This window comes from Sinomonas gamaensis, from assembly GCF_005876955.1.
Taxonomy (GTDB): Bacteria; Actinomycetota; Actinomycetes; order Actinomycetales; family Micrococcaceae; genus Sinomonas; species Sinomonas gamaensis.
Genome location: NZ_SSCL01000018.1, coordinates 47532 through 63652, shown reverse-complemented (window position 1 = coordinate 63652; position 16121 = coordinate 47532). Strand labels below are relative to the sequence as shown.

The 16121-nt window shown below is 66.7% G+C and carries 16 protein-coding genes; 14 read left to right on the top strand and 2 right to left on the bottom strand.

Annotation, left to right across the window (positions count from 1 at the left end):
* Nucleotides 1-165: 165 nt before the first annotated feature.
* The gene (locus E5679_RS18430) at nucleotides 166-1374 is read right to left on the bottom strand and encodes a heparan-alpha-glucosaminide N-acetyltransferase domain-containing protein (RefSeq protein ID WP_138418603.1); all 1209 of its coding nucleotides are present in this window, start codon (nucleotides 1372-1374) and stop codon (nucleotides 166-168) included.
* 68 nt (nucleotides 1375-1442) lie between these two features.
* Between E5679_RS18430 and E5679_RS18425 the strand changes: the two genes are divergently transcribed.
* The 8 genes from E5679_RS18425 to E5679_RS18390 all read left to right on the top strand — a co-directional run bounded on the left by E5679_RS18425 (nucleotide 1443) and on the right by E5679_RS18390 (nucleotide 9742).
* Entirely contained in the window at nucleotides 1443-1670 is a 228-nt protein-coding gene (locus tag E5679_RS18425) for a hypothetical protein (RefSeq protein WP_138418601.1), read from the top strand.
* A gap of 30 nt (nucleotides 1671-1700) precedes the next feature.
* Nucleotides 1701-2450 (top strand): carbon-nitrogen hydrolase family protein, encoded by a 750-nt coding sequence (locus E5679_RS18420; RefSeq protein ID WP_138418599.1) that lies wholly within the window; start codon nucleotides 1701-1703, stop codon nucleotides 2448-2450.
* 53 nt (nucleotides 2451-2503) lie between these two features.
* Nucleotides 2504-3412, top strand: coding sequence for a 4-hydroxy-tetrahydrodipicolinate synthase (dapA, locus tag E5679_RS18415; RefSeq protein ID WP_138418597.1), 909 nt, complete (start codon nucleotides 2504-2506; stop codon nucleotides 3410-3412).
* 27 nt (nucleotides 3413-3439) lie between these two features.
* Nucleotides 3440-5131 carry a ribonuclease J gene (locus tag E5679_RS18410; RefSeq protein WP_138418595.1) on the top strand — a complete coding sequence of 564 codons (1692 nt, stop codon included), beginning with the start codon at nucleotides 3440-3442 and terminating at the stop codon, nucleotides 5129-5131.
* 92 nt (nucleotides 5132-5223) lie between these two features.
* Nucleotides 5224-8058 (top strand): FtsK/SpoIIIE family DNA translocase, encoded by a 2835-nt coding sequence (locus E5679_RS18405; protein WP_138418593.1) that lies wholly within the window; start codon nucleotides 5224-5226, stop codon nucleotides 8056-8058.
* A gap of 9 nt (nucleotides 8059-8067) precedes the next feature.
* On the top strand, nucleotides 8068-8676 hold the full coding sequence (pgsA, locus tag E5679_RS18400) for a CDP-diacylglycerol--glycerol-3-phosphate 3-phosphatidyltransferase (protein WP_275092565.1): 609 nt from the start codon (nucleotides 8068-8070) through the stop codon (nucleotides 8674-8676).
* Between the two features lie 16 nt (nucleotides 8677-8692).
* Nucleotides 8693-9157 carry a CinA family protein gene (locus E5679_RS18395; RefSeq protein ID WP_249336224.1) on the top strand — a complete coding sequence of 155 codons (465 nt, stop codon included), beginning with the start codon at nucleotides 8693-8695 and terminating at the stop codon, nucleotides 9155-9157.
* Nucleotides 9158-9316: 159 nt separating this feature from the next.
* Nucleotides 9317-9742: a helix-turn-helix domain-containing protein gene (locus E5679_RS18390; RefSeq protein ID WP_138418590.1), complete on the top strand. Its 426-nt coding sequence runs from the start codon at nucleotides 9317-9319 to the stop codon at nucleotides 9740-9742.
* Nucleotides 9743-9774: 32 nt separating this feature from the next.
* Here E5679_RS18390 and E5679_RS18385 read toward each other — a convergent pair whose 3' ends face one another.
* Nucleotides 9775-10320, bottom strand: coding sequence for a MarR family winged helix-turn-helix transcriptional regulator (locus tag E5679_RS18385; protein ID WP_138418588.1), 546 nt, complete (start codon nucleotides 10318-10320; stop codon nucleotides 9775-9777).
* Nucleotides 10321-10353: 33 nt separating this feature from the next.
* Here E5679_RS18385 and E5679_RS18380 point away from each other — a divergent pair, with 33 nt between their 5' ends.
* The 6 genes from E5679_RS18380 to miaA all read left to right on the top strand — a co-directional run bounded on the left by E5679_RS18380 (nucleotide 10354) and on the right by miaA (nucleotide 16121).
* Nucleotides 10354-10575 carry a DUF3046 domain-containing protein gene (locus E5679_RS18380; protein ID WP_138418586.1) on the top strand — a complete coding sequence of 74 codons (222 nt, stop codon included), beginning with the start codon at nucleotides 10354-10356 and terminating at the stop codon, nucleotides 10573-10575.
* Nucleotides 10576-10750: 175 nt separating this feature from the next.
* Complete coding sequence (gene recA, locus E5679_RS18375; RefSeq protein WP_138418584.1) at nucleotides 10751-11797, top strand: recombinase RecA; 1047 nt, start codon at nucleotides 10751-10753, stop codon at nucleotides 11795-11797.
* A gap of 111 nt (nucleotides 11798-11908) precedes the next feature.
* Nucleotides 11909-12307, top strand: a complete 399-nt coding sequence (locus E5679_RS18370) for a regulatory protein RecX (protein WP_338055925.1) — start codon at nucleotides 11909-11911, stop codon at nucleotides 12305-12307.
* A 160-nt stretch (nucleotides 12308-12467) separates the two neighbouring features.
* Nucleotides 12468-13634 (top strand): aggregation-promoting factor C-terminal-like domain-containing protein, encoded by a 1167-nt coding sequence (locus tag E5679_RS18365; RefSeq protein WP_138418580.1) that lies wholly within the window; start codon nucleotides 12468-12470, stop codon nucleotides 13632-13634.
* A 45-nt stretch (nucleotides 13635-13679) separates the two neighbouring features.
* Nucleotides 13680-15197: a tRNA (N6-isopentenyl adenosine(37)-C2)-methylthiotransferase MiaB gene (miaB, locus tag E5679_RS18360; RefSeq protein WP_138418579.1), complete on the top strand. Its 1518-nt coding sequence runs from the start codon at nucleotides 13680-13682 to the stop codon at nucleotides 15195-15197.
* A 6-nt stretch (nucleotides 15198-15203) separates the two neighbouring features.
* Nucleotides 15204-16121 (top strand): tRNA (adenosine(37)-N6)-dimethylallyltransferase MiaA, encoded by a 918-nt coding sequence (miaA, locus tag E5679_RS18355; RefSeq protein ID WP_138418577.1) that lies wholly within the window; start codon nucleotides 15204-15206, stop codon nucleotides 16119-16121.

The following is a 16121-nucleotide window of genomic DNA, read 5'->3' as shown; positions in this document are numbered from 1 at the left end:
CCTTCCAGCCCATCCCCGGCACCGCCGCCGTGCCCTCCCCGCCCCGCCCGGTCTCCGTCTGGCGCTCCCAGGTCAAGCTCTACGCCCAAACCTGCACCACCAACCCCCACGCCGAAGGCTGCTGAACCCATCACCTACGCTGGCGCACGGACGTGGCCTAAGCGGTTACCTGACGCGCCCTTGGCGGGGAGTCGCCGTCGTCGTCCTCTGCTTGAGGCTCCCGAGACGGTAGGCGCCATGCGCTACCCACTCGAGCGGGCCCCTCCAGCCGTTGGCTCTGAAAAGAAGCCCTATCGCCAACGCGGCAACGATATGAACGGCGAGCAGGCCCTCTCGCTCAAGGCCGGGGGTACCGCCACCCTGGCTCCATGACACCGCCCAGACATGGGCGGTGTAGAGGGTGAGGGTCATGCTCCCCGCGCCCGCGAGCGGCAGGAGAACCCCGGTTCGGCTGAGCGGCCGCATGCGGGCTACGAGGAGGAAGAATCCGAGCGCCATCGCGGAAGTTCCGCTCGTGTGCAGGAGGTCGAGGGTGCTGCCCGAGTGAGGTGCGGCTGTTGCCAGCCACCAGACGGTGCCGGTCTGCTGCACGCCGATCAGATCGGCCCTAAGCATCGCATCCAACGGCCATTGGCTGGCTTGAGGCGTGGCCATGAGCGCGGCGTGGCCTCCCAAGGGGACCATGAGCGCCCACTCGGCGGCCTTCCCCAGGGCGGCTGCTATGGCTCCTCCCAGCAGCAGCCCCAGCTGGACGCTCCAGTTCCGCAGCGGCAGGCGCCCGATCCACAGGCCGACGAAGATGTAGGCCATCCATTGAACGACGGGGTAGTTCCCGGTCACGAAGAGGTCCGTGAGCAGCTTGCCCGGATCGCGGAGGTCCGTCCACGTTGGATTGTGGCCGAGCACCAATGGTTCGGGGCGGTCGATGAACCACGGCCTCACGATGAACGAAGCGACCGGCGCCAGCACGATCCATGCTCCAGCGAGGAGGCCGAGCGAGCGCTGACTGAGTCTGAACACTGGGATCGAGCACCAGAACAGCACGGCGTACTGGACCAGAATGATCGCGATGTTCACGTCGAGCCCGCCAAGGAAGAGGCCGACGACGGCGATCACCAGCGCGCGCAGGGCCAGACCCAGACGGTTGGCCGCAGCTGGAACGCGGCCGAGGGATAGCGAGATTCCCGCCACGACGGCGAAGAGCGCGGCCGCCCGTCCCGAGAAGGCGAGGCCGATCCATGTGGGCTCCATTCGCCCGGCGAGGTCGGGTTCCATGGTCGGCAGGATGTGGGTGGTCATCATGGCGAGCAATGCTGTCCCGCGTGCAAGGTCGACCCCGACGAGTCGCGCTGCGGCCGGGGGAGGAGACGCCATGGGCTCATGCTCTCACGGAGCAGAGACGCCCTTGCTGTTCGAACACATCTTCGAATATTCTCGAAGCCATGGACGCTCCACATGATCCCGAGGCCTGGGGTGTCGAGAACCCACTCGCGGTGGGCGAGCCGACGGCCGGTGAACTCGCGCGCAGGCTGAGCGAGGCGGACGTCGAAGTCCTTCGCCCCGAAGAGCTCGTCCGGTTCTCGCTCGCTGCGGGCCAGCTGGCCGGATGGGCCGAGGCTCTGCGGAGAGCTGCCGAAGCTCGCCTTGTCGCCCTCCTCCACGCCCCCTGAGCGGCCAGCCCGATGGCCTAGGATGGCCGCATGTCCGCTGAGCTCACCGTCGCAGCCGTGCAATACGAGTCGAGCCAAGGCGGAATCGCGGCGAACATCGACGGACATGTCCAGGCTCTGGAAGATGCCGACGGCCACGGCGCGCGAATCGCCGTCTTCCCCGAGCTCTCGCTCATCGGATACGACCTCTCGCAACTCGACGACGAAGCCTGCTGGCTCACCAATCCCTCGAGCCAGCTCGCCGAAGTTCAGGCCGCGTGCGAGGACATGGGGATCATCGCCGCGTTGGGCGCGGCGGTCCGGGAGCCCGATGGGACGCCCCGTCTCGCGTCGGTGCTGATCCGGCCGGGAACCATTCCCCTCATCGCCCCGAAGACGCACGTGCATGGTGCTGAGCAGCACTACTTCGAGCCGGGCTCAGGGCCGACGCTTGTCGAAGTGGACGGCTGGAATATCGCTCTGGCTGTCTGCTTCGACGTGGCGAAACCGTCGCACGCCGCCGAAGCCGCAGCTGGCGGTGCTGATCTCTACGCGGCTTCCGCCGTCTACGTTGTGGGGGAGGAGCGCCGGTTGGACCTGCATTTCGGGGCCCGCGCCATGGACAGCCGCTTCTTCGCGCTTTTGGCGAACGCCGCCGGAAGGACCTCGCTAGGGCAATCGTGCGGTGGGAGCGGTGTGTGGGGTCCCGACGGGCACAGGATGGTCCACGCCAGAGGAACGGGGTCAGAGGTGGTTTCTGCGCTCTTGTTCCGCTCCGTGCTTGACCGTTACCGCCGCTGAATTGCGAGCGCTCCGTTCTCCATCTCGAGCGGCGACAGGGTAACGTTTTGAGCATGGCTGACTCCGACATCCGCACCCAGACTTTCGGCACCCTTCTGACCGCGATGGTCACCCCTTTCGCGAAGGACGGCGAGGTCGACTACGATGCGGCGGGTCAGCTGGCAGCCAAGCTTGTCGACGACGGATGCGATGGGCTCGTGGTCACGGGCACCACGGGTGAGACCTCCACCCTCACGGACGAGGAAAACCTCTCGATGTTCAAGGTGGTCCTCGAGGCCGTGGGCGACCGGGCCAAGGTGATCGCCGGCACGGGGACGAACGACACCCGTCACTCGATCAGCCTGTCGCGGCGAGCGGCGGAGCTCGGTGTCGACGGCCTGCTCATCGTGACTCCCTACTACAACAAGCCGAGCCAGGCTGGAGTTCAGGCGCACTTCGAGAGCATCGCCTCCGCGACGGACCTTCCCGTCATGCTCTACGACATCCCCGGACGTTCGGGGATTCCGATCGCCACAGACACGATCCTCCGGCTGGCCGAGCACCCCAACATCCTCGGCCTCAAGGACGCGAAGGCGGACTTCGCCTCCATCACGCGGGTCCTCGCAAAGACCGACCTGGCCGTCTACTCGGGCGACGACGGGCTGACGCTGCCGTGGATGGCTGCAGGTGCTCTCGGCGTCGTGAGCGTGACCGCCCACGTGGTCACAAAGGAGTTCCGGGCCCTCGTCGACGCGGCGCTCGCCGGCGACTTTACGACCGCCCGCAAGATTCACTTCGATCTCGACCCCGTGATCCGCGGCATCATGACCCGCGTTCAGGGTGCCGTCGCGACGAAGCAGGTTCTCAAGTGGCAGGGAGTCCTGCCCACCTCCACGGTCCGGCTTCCCCTCGTGGAGCCGGGCGACGCGGAGCTAGCCCTTATCCGAGCCGATCTGGCCGAAGCCGGAATGGACTTTGCCTAGATGGACTGTACCTAGAAAGAAGAAGCAATGACCCAACTTGCCCTCCCGGTCCTCACGACGCCGCCGAAGTTGCCGCAGGGCACTCTCCGGATCGTGCCCCTCGGGGGACTGGGCGAGGTCGGCCGCAACATGGCCGTCTTCGAGATCGACGGCAAGCTCCTCATCGTCGACTGCGGCGTCCTCTTCCCGGAAGAGCACCAGCCCGGCGTGGACTTGATCCTCCCGGACTTCTCCTACATTGAGAATCGCATTCAGGATGTGGTGGCCTGTGTGCTCACCCACGGTCACGAGGACCACATAGGGGCCGTTCCGTACCTCCTCCGGCACCGCCGCGACATCCCCCTCGTCGGCTCGCAGCTCACCCTGGCCCTCGTGGAGGCGAAGCTCGCAGAGCACAGGATCACACCCGTCCTCCGGGTGGTCGAAGAAGGCCAAGTCCTCGACTTCGGCCCATTCCAGACCGAGTTCATCGCGGTGAACCACTCCATCCCGGACGCGCTCGCCGTGTTCATCCGGACCGCGGGAGGCAGCGTCCTCCACACGGGTGACTTCAAGATGGACCAGCTCCCGCTCGACGGCCGCATCACGGACCTCCGCCACTTCGCCAGGCTTGGCGAAGAGGGGGTGGACCTCTTCATGGCGGATTCGACGAACGCTGACATCCCGGGGTTCACGACCGCTGAGAAAGAGATCGGCCCGGTCCTCGACCGTCTTTTCGGCCAGGCGCGCAAGCGGATCATCGTGGCGAGCTTCTCCTCGCATGTTCACCGTGTGCAGCAGGTGCTCGACGCCGCCCACCACCACGGTCGCAAGGTGGCCTTCGTTGGCCGCTCGATGGTGCGGAACATGACGATCGCCGCGAAGCTCGGCTACCTTGACGTCCCGCCGGGCATTCTCGTGGACATCAAGCACATCGATGACTATCCGGACCACCAGCTCGTCCTGATGTCGACCGGGTCCCAGGGTGAACCCATGGCCGCGCTGTCGCGGATGGCAAACGGCGACCATCGCGTGCAAGTCGGCACGGGGGACATGGTGATCCTCGCCTCGTCGCTCATCCCGGGCAACGAGAACGCGGTCTTCCGCGTCATCAACGGCCTGCTCAAGCTCGGTGCCAAGGTCGTCCACAAGGGCAACGCCAAGGTCCACGTCTCCGGCCATGCGGCGGCGGGCGAGCTCCTCTACTGCTACAACATCGTCGAGCCGCTCAACGCCATGCCGGTTCACGGCGAGACTCGGCATCTCATCGCCAACGGCAATCTCGCCCTTGAGACGGGGATGGAGCCGGACAGCGTGATCCTTGCCGACAACGGCACGGTCGTGGACCTCGCAGACGGGCGTGCTCGGATCGTGGGCCAGGTCGAGGTCGGCTTTGTCTACGTCGACGGCAGTAGTGTGGGCGCTATCACCGATGCCGACCTCAAGGACCGTCGCATCCTTGGCGATGAGGGCTTCATCTCGGTCATCACCGTGGTGAACCGCTCGACCGGCAAGGTCGTGTCCGGCCCAGAGATCCACGCCCGCGGCGTGGCGGAGGACGACGCCGTCTTCGATGACATCATCCCGAAGGTCAACGAGGCGCTCGAGGAGGCGATCCTCGCGAAGCCAGACCACACGGCGTACCAGCTCCAGCAGGTGGTCCGGCGCGTGATCGGCACGTGGGTGAGCCGCAAGCTGCGGCGTCGGCCCATGATCATCCCGGTGGTGCTCGAAGCCTGAGCAGCAAACCGGAGCTATAGCGCGAGGGGCCGCCGAGCCGTGGACGGTCGAGGTCCACGGATTCGTCGGCCCCTCGCGCTACCGTAGGGGGCATGGCGACCCGTACTTCCTCCGCGCCACGCACCACTCGATCCAGCCAGGGCAAGGCCTCAGGCTCCGGGTCCAAGCGTCCATCCGGCAGATCCTCGTCCGTCACCAGCAGGGATACCGGGCAGCCCTGGCCCGCGCGAGTCGTCGGCGGGGCTTGGCAGGGGATCGCCCATGCCGTCGGCGCGGGCGTGAGGCGCGTCGGCACCGACGTGAGCGACATTGATCCCGCGGCACGGCGCGACGGCGCCGGCTTGTTCAACCTTGCTCTCGCCGTGTTCATAGCGACCTTCGCCTGGTGGGGTTGGCACGGGTGGTTTCCGGATGTTGTCTACGCAGTGGTCAACGGGACCTTCGGGTGGATTTCCCTCGTGCTTCCGCTCATGCTCGGGGTCTGCGCCTTCAGGCTCTTCCGCCATCCCGAGGACCAGCGAGGCAACAACCGGGTGGGCATCGGCTTCCTCGTCATGGCCTTCTCCGGAACGGGACTTGCGCACGTGCTCGGCGGACTGCCATCCGTGGCCGACGGCTTCGACAGCCTTCGGCGCGCCGGCGGGATGGTGGGATTCCTCGCCTCATCACTGTTGGCCTCGATCAATCCCGCCGTCCCAGTCGTGGTCTATTCGTTCCTGCTGTTCGTCTCGGTCCTCATCGTGACGGCCACTCCGTTCACCGCCATTCCCCGGCGGCTGCGGGAGGGCTGGGAGCAGCTCATGGGCGTCGATCCGGCGAACGACGACGGGGACGGCCACGATCGCAGCTACCTGTACGACTCAGAGCGGCGGGCCGAGGCGACCGCAAAGAAGCCCAAGAAGAAGCGCCGCCTGTTCGGCCGCGACGACGCCACCGAAGAGTTCGATGCGGCGGAGGGCTTCGCTGGCGATGAGCCGTACGAGAGGGCCGTCGTGGGGGATCCGGACCCGACCGAGGCTCTTTCTGATGGTGCCGCCTCCGGGCGGGGACGGTCCCAGGCCGAAGCCGCGATCGAGAAGATCCGTGCGGCGAGGGGAAGCGCAAAAGCAGCCGAGAAGGCGCCGGAGGGTGCAACCGAGGCGATTCCCGCCGTCGTCCCTCAAGCGGTCCCGACTGTCCCGTCCGCACCGCGCCCGCCAGCAGCGCCGCCGTCGCCCATCCCGCAGCGGACCGAGCAGCTCCAGCTGGCAGGCGACGTCACCTACACGCTCCCCTCGTCGGAACTCCTCGTCCAGGGGACGGTGCCGAAGGAGCGCACGGAAGCGAACGACGCCATCGTCGCGGCGCTGACCAACACGCTCCAGCAGTTCAACGTGGATGCAGAGGTGACCGGTTTCAGCCGCGGGCCGACTGTCACACGCTACGAGATCGAGCTGGCCTCAGGGACGAAGGTCGAGAAGGTCACGGCGCTCAGCAAGAACATCGCCTACGCCGTCGCGAGCTCGGACGTGCGCATCCTGAGCCCCATCCCCGGCAAGAGTGCGATCGGCATCGAAATCCCCAATACGGACCGCGAGACGGTGTCGTTGGGCGACGTCCTGCGCAGCCAGAACGCGCGGCGCACGGATCATCCGATGGTCATGGGAGTGGGCAAGGACGTCGAGGGCGGCTTCGTCGTCGCGAACCTCGCCAAGATGCCGCACATGCTCGTGGCCGGCGCGACCGGCGCGGGCAAGTCCTCGTTCGTGAACTCGATGATCACGTCGATCCTCATGCGCGCCACCCCTGACGAGGTCCGCATGGTCATGGTGGACCCCAAGCGCGTGGAGCTCACCGCCTACGAGGGCGTCCCACACCTCATCACGCCCATCATCACCAACCCGAAGAAGGCTGCCGAGGCCCTCCAATGGGTGGTACGCGAGATGGACGCCCGCTATGACGATCTCGCCAACTACGGCTTCAAGCACATCGACGACTTCAACAAGGCTGTGCGCGCGGGCAAGGTGGTCCCGCCCCCGGGCTCCGAGCGGAAGGTCAAGGCATACCCGTACCTCCTCGTGATCGTCGACGAGCTCGCCGATCTCATGATGGTGGCCCCGCGTGACGTCGAGGACTCGATCGTTCGCATCACCCAGCTCGCCCGCGCCGCTGGAATCCACCTCGTGCTCGCCACGCAGCGCCCCTCAGTCGACGTCGTCACAGGCCTTATCAAGGCGAACGTGCCCTCTCGCATGGCCTTCGCGACGTCGTCCGTCACAGACTCCCGAGTCGTGCTTGACCAGCCCGGTGCGGAGAAGCTCATCGGCCAGGGTGACGCACTCTTCCTGCCCATGGGCGCCTCGAAGCCCATGCGCGTCCAGGGCGCGTGGGTCTCCGAATCCGAGATCCACCAGGTCGTCGAGCACGTCAAGGGCCAACTGCAGGTGACCTACCGCGAGGACGTCGCAGCGGAGCCGGAGAAGAAGCAGATCGACGAGGAGATCGGCGACGATCTCGAGGTGCTGCTCCAGGCCACCGAGCTCGTGGTGACCACGCAGTTCGGCTCGACGTCCATGCTCCAGCGCAAGCTGAGAGTCGGCTTCGCGAAGGCTGGCCGTCTCATGGACCTTCTCGAGAGCCGTGGCGTGGTCGGACCCTCGGAGGGCTCGAAGGCGCGCGACGTCCTGGTCAAGCCCGACGACCTGCCCGCCGTGCTGGCCGCGCTTCGCGGCGAGGACTCGCCGCCGTCCTCGCCCGCAAGCCATACCGAGCAGGCTCTGGCAGAGAACGCGAACGCCAACCACAGGCTGGGCGACCATGCCCTCGACTCGCCGTATGCGGAGGACGTGGTCGCCGCTGATCTGGATGCGCGCACCCAGGCCGTCGACTACTACGACGAGGACGACGACGGCGGCAGCGAGGACGCCTGGCAGCTCACCGGCCGCTAGGCTTGGTTGGTGACCACCGCACAGCCGCCGGAGCAGACGGGCCCTCGGGCCTCCCAGCTTTGGAACCTGCCGAACGTCCTCACGATGTTCCGGATCGTCCTCGTTCCGGTCTTCGTCTGGCTGATGGTGGCGGACGGCTCGCATCAGGGACCTTTGCGGTGGTTCGCGGTGCTGGCGTTCGCCGTTGCGATGTACACCGACCAGCTCGACGGCCAGATCGCCCGGCGACGCAACCTCGTCACCAACTTCGGGAAGATCGCCGACCCGATCGCAGACAAGCTCCTCACTGGGGCCGGGCTCCTGCTTCTCTCGGCCCTCGGCGAGCTCCCGTGGTGGATCACGATTGTGATCCTCGCGCGGGAATGGGGCATCACGGCACTTCGGTTCGTCGTCATCCGCTATGGGGTGATGCCCGCCTCGCCAGGAGGCAAGCTCAAGACTGTCCTGCAGACCATAGCTCTAGGGCTCTACCTGCTGCCGCTGAGGGACATCGCGCCGGCGGTTCCTGCGGTCGCGTTGGTGGTGATGCTGGCCGCGGTCGCGGTGACCGTGGCAACGGGCGCCGACTACGTGGTCAAGGCCGTCAGGCTCCGGGCTGCGGCGGTACGGGGGGAGTGACGCGGTGGAGCGTGCGGTGACCGCGGAGCAGGTTGTAGCGGCCTTCTTGGGCAGGGGTGCCACGGCGGCGACGGCGGAGTCGCTGACTGCTGGCCTCGTCGCCGCTGCCCTCGCGGACGTTCCGGGTGCCTCTGGGATGCTGCGCGGCGGAGTGGTCAGCTACGCGAGTGAGGTCAAAGCCGGGATCCTCGGGGTTTCCGAGCAGCTTCTGGCCGAGGCCGGTTCAGTCGATCCTCGCGTCGCGGCCCAGATGGCCGAAGGAGCGCGCCGAGTCTGCGGTGCAGATTATGGTGTGGCGACGACCGGGGTGGCGGGCCCGGACCCCCACGACGGCAAGCCAGTGGGAACGGTCTACGTTGCCGTCGCGGGACCGGACAGAACTGAAACCGAAGAGTTCAGGTTTGAGGGAAACCGCGCCGAAATTCGCGCCGCCGCTCGGGACGCGGCCCTTCGGGCACTCCTCGGCGAGCTCGTTATCTGAGAGCCGTCTGTGATTTTGGGTAGGCCGCAGAGCCACTGGGGAACAAAGGACCAAAGCTGATAGTTGATTCTAGTGTCGCCACCACAACGGCGGCATCTAGGATGGGTGACACGGAAGCCCGGCGAGCCGGGCACCCCTACAAGGAGCGCACTGATACACATGGTCAAGCAGCCCGTAACCGTCAATGGCGTAGTCCGCTGGCGCAATGTGGGCTTGGCTGAAATCGCCCCTGAAGAGAAGAAGGAGCGCAAGATGGTAGTTCTGCGTCATGAGATTGGAGACGTCCTGCGTGACGTCCGCCAACGTCAGGGCCGCACGCTCCGTGAAGTTTCCCACAACGCCCGCGTTTCGCTCGGTTACCTGAGCGAGGTCGAGCGGGGTCAGAAGGAAGCGTCCTCTGAGCTTCTCTCATCGATTTGCGCGGCTCTCGACGTGCCGCTCTCAGCCATGCTTCGCGAAGTCAGCGATCGGGTCGCCGTTGCCGAGGGCATCGCCGTTCCGGACACCGTGCCGCAGGAATTCTCGCAGCGGTACGGTCGTGACCTCACCGAGGAGCTGGGGATTGAGCTCAGCGGATCGCGCTGAGATCCGAGGCTGGCGACGGGTCGACGTAACAGCTAGTCGCCGTCGGACATAGATTCTTGAGCCGGAGGGGCAGGACGCGAGTCCTGCCCTTCCGGCTTTTCGTGCTTGCGTTGGCCGGCCGCGGCCAGGGCCTCGTTCACCCGGGAGAAGTAGCCCGCCAGCTGCGAGAGGTCGGTGAGGTCCCACGAGCCCAGCGCCTCGCGGAAGAAGGAAAGACGCCGGCTGCGCAGCTCCTGAACCTCGGCGACGCCGGCCGGGCTGAGCGCGACACGCTGCGCTCGGCGGTCGTCTGGGTCGTCGGCCTTGGTGACGAGTCCGAGCTGCTCGAGCAGGGCCACCTGACGGCTGACGGAGGGCTTGCCGATTCCGATCAGGGCCGCGATCTCGGTAACACGCATGGGCCCTTCGCGCTGCAGCAGCATGAGAAGGCCGTAGGCCCCGGGCTCGACTTCGGGGTGCAGCGACCGGGAGATGGCGTGGGAGACGGCCCGGGCCCGGCGCCAGAAGAGGCTCAGCTGTTGTTCGATCGTCTCGAAGGCCGCGTCGAACTCCTGCGGATTCTCGCTCGGGGTGGGCATGAGGCAATCATAGGTGGGTGAAAGAATGTACTGATGCGGCACAGTGACTTCTGGCGGCTCATGGAGGATGAGTTCGGAGAGGGCTACGCACGCGTGCTCGCCTCAAGCCTCGTGCTCACTGCGGTGGGCGGCCGCACCGCCGTCGAAGCGCTGAAGGCGGGGCAGAACCCCCGCACCGTCTGGCTGGCAGTGTGCGAGATGCAGGACGTCCCGCCCGAACGGCGGCTCGGCAAGGACAGGCCACTCAAAGATTGATGACACGCCGCTCGGCTCTTCGAAGATGTGTTCGGTGAGCGGTAGTCTCTTCATCAGGCAAAGATTCACGGTTCCGGGCCGAGTTGTCCACATACGCATGCGGGGAACGCTGTGTTGTCGGTGGGCGTCGGTAGCGTAGCGAGTGGATTGAACGGCAACCGACCGGAGGTGGACCATGGCGGCAGCGCCAGATCGTGCAAAGGCACTCGAAGCGGCCCTCGCGCAGATCGACAAGCAGTTCGGCAAGGGATCGATCATGCGTCTCGGGGACGATACCCGGGCGCCGATAGAGGTCATCCCGACCGGCTCGATCGCTCTCGATGTGGCGCTCGGGATTGGCGGGCTCCCGCGTGGGCGTGTCGTCGAGATCTACGGCCCTGAATCATCGGGTAAGACCACGGTGGCCCTCCATGCCGTCGCGAACGCCCAGCGGAACGGCGGCATCGCGGCCTTCATCGACGCGGAGCACGCTCTGGATCCGGAGTACGCGGCGAAGCTCGGCGTGGACACGGATGCGCTGCTTGTGTCCCAGCCGGACACGGGTGAACAGGCGCTCGAGATCATGGACATGCTGGTGGGCTCGGGTTCGCTCGACATCATCGTGATCGACTCGGTTGCAGCTCTGGTTCCCCGTGCCGAAATCGAAGGCGAGATGGGCGATAGCCACGTGGGCCTCCAGGCACGCCTCATGAGCCAGGCGCTCCGGAAGGTCACGGGTCGCCTCAACCAGACCAAGACGACGGCCATCTTCATCAACCAGCTGCGTGAGAAGATCGGCGTCTTCTTCGGCTCTCCCGAGACGACTACTGGTGGAAAGGCCCTCAAGTTCTACGCTTCGGTGCGCATTGACGTCCGGCGCGTCCAAACCCTCAAAGAGGGGGCGGACTCCGTCGGTAACCGCACGAAGGCGAAGATCGTCAAGAACAAGATGGCCCCGCCCTTCAAGCAGGCTGAATTCGACATCATCTACGGTCAGGGCATCTCGCGAGAAGGCGGGATCATCGACATGGGCGTGGAGCACGGCATCATCAAGAAGTCGGGTTCGTGGTTCACGTATGACGGCGATCAGCTCGGCCAGGGAATGGAGAACTCGCGGCGATTCCTGCGCGACAACCCCGAGCTTGCCGAAGAGCTCGAGCGGCTCATCAAGGAGAAGCTCGGCGTGGGCACGAAGCCGGCTGAGGAAGAGCAGCCGCGGCTCAAGGCCGTCGACGGCGAGTAGTCGGTGGGTCGTTCCCCGGAACCGGAGGAGGACCGCGAAGCCGATCCGGAAACAGTCGCGCGGGCGATCCTTCTCCGACAACTCACGCTCGGTCCCAAGAGCAGGCACCAGTTGGCGGAGAAGCTCCGCGGGAGGAACGTGCCGGAGGAGATCGCCCAAGCGGTGCTGACGCGCTTCGAGGAGGTAGGGCTGATCAACGATGCCGAGTTCGCCGGCATGTGGGTCCGCACGAGGTCCTCGGGCAGGTCGCTCTCCAAAGCGGCGCTTCGCCGGGAACTAGCCCAGAAGGGCATCGATGGGCCCGCGGCGGAAAGTGCGTTGTCGGAGCTGAGCGACGACGATGAGCTGGACGCCGCGCGCCGGCTCGTGGCGCGGAAGCGCCGTCCGGTGGATGCAGCTGACCCCGCCGCACGCGACAAGGAGCTGCGACGGCTGGTCGGCATGCTCGCCAGAAAGGGCCACCCTCCGGGACGGGCCTTCAGGCTCGCAGCGGAGGCGCTGCAAGACTGACAGTCCGCTGGGAACTCCCCGTGAATCCAGCGCGCCCCGTGGACGCCGATTGTCCCGGGCCTCAATACTCGTCAGCAGTATGGGACGCGAAGGCAATCGACTGGGCCGAGCCGTTTCGGCGGCTCTCGCCAGCGCCATTCTGGTGCTGGCGTGTTCGGCTGTGCCCTCGGCAGTCGCGGATGATGACGCGCCGCCGTCCGGATTTCCGACGTGGGCCGATGTCCAGGCAGCGAAGGCCAATGCTGACGCCGCCCAGGCAGAGGTGACGAAGATCAACGGTCTGTTGACGTCGGTTCAGGCCACTGCAGCCGATGCCTCCGCGAAGGCTGTCGAGGCTGGCGCCACGTATGCGCGCGCGGATCAGGCGGTGAAAGACCAGCAGAAGGTCGTGGACGCCCTGCAGGCCGCGAAGGACCAGCGGCTGAAAGAACGGGACACGGCGCAGCAGGCGGCGGGGCGCATCGCCGCCGCAGCGTATGCGGGTGGCTCGTCGTCAGGTGCTCTTGATGCGTTTTCAATCCTGGGGCAGTCGGACGGCCTTGACCGTCTTGGCACTCTGCAGATCCTCGGGAACGAAGCGGCCGACGCGGTGGCCCGTTACAAGAGCGCTGCCAATAACGCGGCGGCGGCCGAAGGCCAGTCGCGCGCGGCCGAGGATGCCCTCGCCCAGCTGTCTGCCGCGGCGAAGAAGGATCTCGACGCGGCACAGGCGGCGCAACAGCATGCTCAGGACGTCGTGGCCCAAACGCAGCAGCAGCAAAGCACCCTTGTGGCCCAGCTTGCGGACCTGCAGGGCACGGCGGCAGAGGTGGTGCAGAAGTACAACGAGGGCCAGCAAGCGCTGGCCGCCTACCAGGCGGCGCAGGAGGCCAAGCGGAAAGCCGCGGAGGAGGCCGCCGCGGCTGCGCAGCTGGCCGCCCAACGGGCCGCCCAGCAAGCCGCACAGCAGCTTGCTGGGCCCGCTGCGCCCGTCGATATTGGCGTCACCGTCGTCAGCCCCCATGTGGGCTCGGTGGTCAACGATCCCGGTGGCGCTCAAGCGTACGCTTCGTCCCAGATCGGCGGCTACGGCTGGGGCGGAAGCCAGTTCCAGTGTCTCCTTCAGCTGTGGACGAGGGAATCGAGCTGGATGACGGATGCCACGAATCCGACGAGTGGTGCCTACGGGATTGCCCAAGCCCTGCCCGCGTCCAAGTACAACGCGGCCGGAGCGGATTGGCTCACGAATTACCGGACTCAGATCAACTGGGGTCTCGGCTATATCCAGGATCGCTATGGCAGCCCCTGCAACGCGTGGGCCCACGAGGTCTCCATTGGCTGGTATTAGGCACGACCGGCCCCTAGCCGGCCACGGTGCCGGTAATCTTGATGGGTGAGTTCCACGATCGACGAGAGCAGCCCCCGCAGCTATGAGGTGCGCACCTTCGGCTGCCAGATGAACGTTCATGACTCAGAGCGAATGTCCGGCCTCCTCGAGGCAGCGGGGTATGTCCGTGCGGAGGAAGGCTCTGAGCCGGACGTCGTCGTCTTCAACACGTGCGCCGTACGCGAGAACGCGGACAACCGGCTCTACGGCAACCTCGGGCAGCTCCGGCCGGTCAAGGACCGGCATCCCGGGATGCAGATCGCAGTCGGCGGCTGCCTCGCGCAGAAGGACCGCGAGACGATCCTCGAGAAGGCGCCCTGGGTCGACGCAGTCTTCGGAACCCACAACGTCGGCGCGCTTCCGGCCCTGCTGGAGCGGTCCCGCCACAATCACGAGGCTCAGCTCGAGATCCTCGAGTCGCTCGAAGTCTTCCCTTCGACTCTGCCCACCAAGCGTGACTCGGTGTACAGCGGCTGGGTGTCCATCTCAGTGGGCTGCAACAACACGTGCACCTTCTGCATCGTGCCGAGCCTTCGCGGGAAGGAGCGTGACCGGCGTCCGGGCGACGTCCTGGCCGAGGTTCAGGCTCTCGTGGACGACGGCGCGATCGAGGTGACATTGCTGGGCCAGAACGTGAACTCCTACGGGGTGGAGTTCGGCGATCGGCTGGCGTTCGGCAAGCTCCTGCGGGCGTGCGGAGAGATCGAGGGACTCGAACGTGTCCGCTTCACGAGCCCTCACCCGGCCGCCTTCACCGACGACGTCATCGACGCGATGGCCGAGACGCCCAACGTGATGCCGCAGCTCCACATGCCGCTGCAGTCCGGGTCCGACAGGCTCCTCCGCGCCATGCGCCGCTCCTACCGCTCCACCAAATTCCTCGGGATCCTGGACCGCGTCCGGGAGCGGATTCCCGGGGCTGCCATCACCACGGACATCATCGTCGGGTTCCCCGGCGAAACCGAAGAGGACTTTCAGGCGACGCTCGACGTCGTGGAGCGCTCGCGCTTCTCGAGCGCCTTCACCTTCCAGTACTCCAAGCGGCCCGGCACTCCGGCGGCGGACCTGCCGGACCAGCTCCCCAAGGCAGTGGTGCAGGAGCGCTACGAGCGGCTGATCGAGCTGCAGGAGAGGATCTCCGGCGAGGAGAACGCACGGCAGGTCGGTCGTGAGGTCGAGCTTATGGTGACGGCGCAGAGCGGGCGCAAGTCAGGGGAGACGCACCGCCTTTCAGGGCGGGCGAAGGACCACCGCCTGGTGCATTTCAGCGTCCCGGACGGCGCTGAGGAGCCGCGCCCCGGCGACCTCGTGACCCTCACGGTGACCGACGCGGCACCCCACCACCTGATCGCGGACCCGCGCTTTGAGCAGTATTCGGTGCGGCGCTCTCGCGCCGGAGATGCGTGGGACCGAGCCCAGGCGGAGTCCTGCGGGGTACCTGCGCCGGGTGCCTCTGCGAGCGGCGTTGGCGGGGCGCGCGCGGTGAGCCTCGGGATGCCCGCGCTTCCCGTGCGCGCAGGCTAGCCGGTGTTGACCGACGGGCGCTCACGGCCGGTGATCGCCGTCGTCGGCCCCACAGGCACCGGAAAATCGGATCTGGCCGTCGAGCTCGCGCTCACGCTCGACGGAGAAGTGGTCAACACCGACGCCATGCAGTTCTATCGGGGCATGGACATCGGGACTGCGAAGCTCTCACTCGACGAACGCAAAGGCGTCCCGCACCACCTGCTGGACATCCTCGACGTGCGGGAAGAGGCAAGCGTCTCCGCATTCCAAGCCGCAGCCCGCGCGGCAATTGAGGACATCCATTCGCGAGGCAAGCACGCCATCTTGGCCGGCGGATCCGGGCTGTACGTGCGGGCCGTCCTGGATGTCCTCGAGTTCCCGGGCACCGACCCGGCCGTCAGAGCACGGCTCGAGTCCGAGGCGGAAAGCGATGGCGTTGGTGCGCTGGCGCGGCGGCTCGCGGAGTGGGATCCGGTCTCGGCTGAACGGCTCAAGGATGCGCGGCGGATCATCCGCGCGCTCGAGGTCTACGAGGTGACCGGCAAGCCGTTCAGCGCCTACATGCCGCGCCGCGAGTACGTGCAGCCGACGGTCCAGATAGGGTTGGACATGGACCGGTCAGCGCTCCATGGGCGCTTGGCGGCGCGCGTGCACCGCATGGTGGACGCCGGGCTGCTCGACGAGGTCGCTCGGCTTGAGGGCCGGGGGCTGCGGGAGGGCAAGACGGCCTCACGGGCCCTCGGCTATGCCCAGTTCCTCCGGGTGCTCGATGGCGACGCGGAGGTGGAGCAGGCGTGCGAGCAGACCATCGTCGCCACCCGACAGTTTGCGCGCCGCCAGGTGACCTGGTTCAAGGCCGATCCGCGGGTGCAGTGGTTCGACGCGCTGGCGCCCAACGTGACCGAGGCCGCCCTGGATCTCCTCGGCCGCTCGGTATCCTAG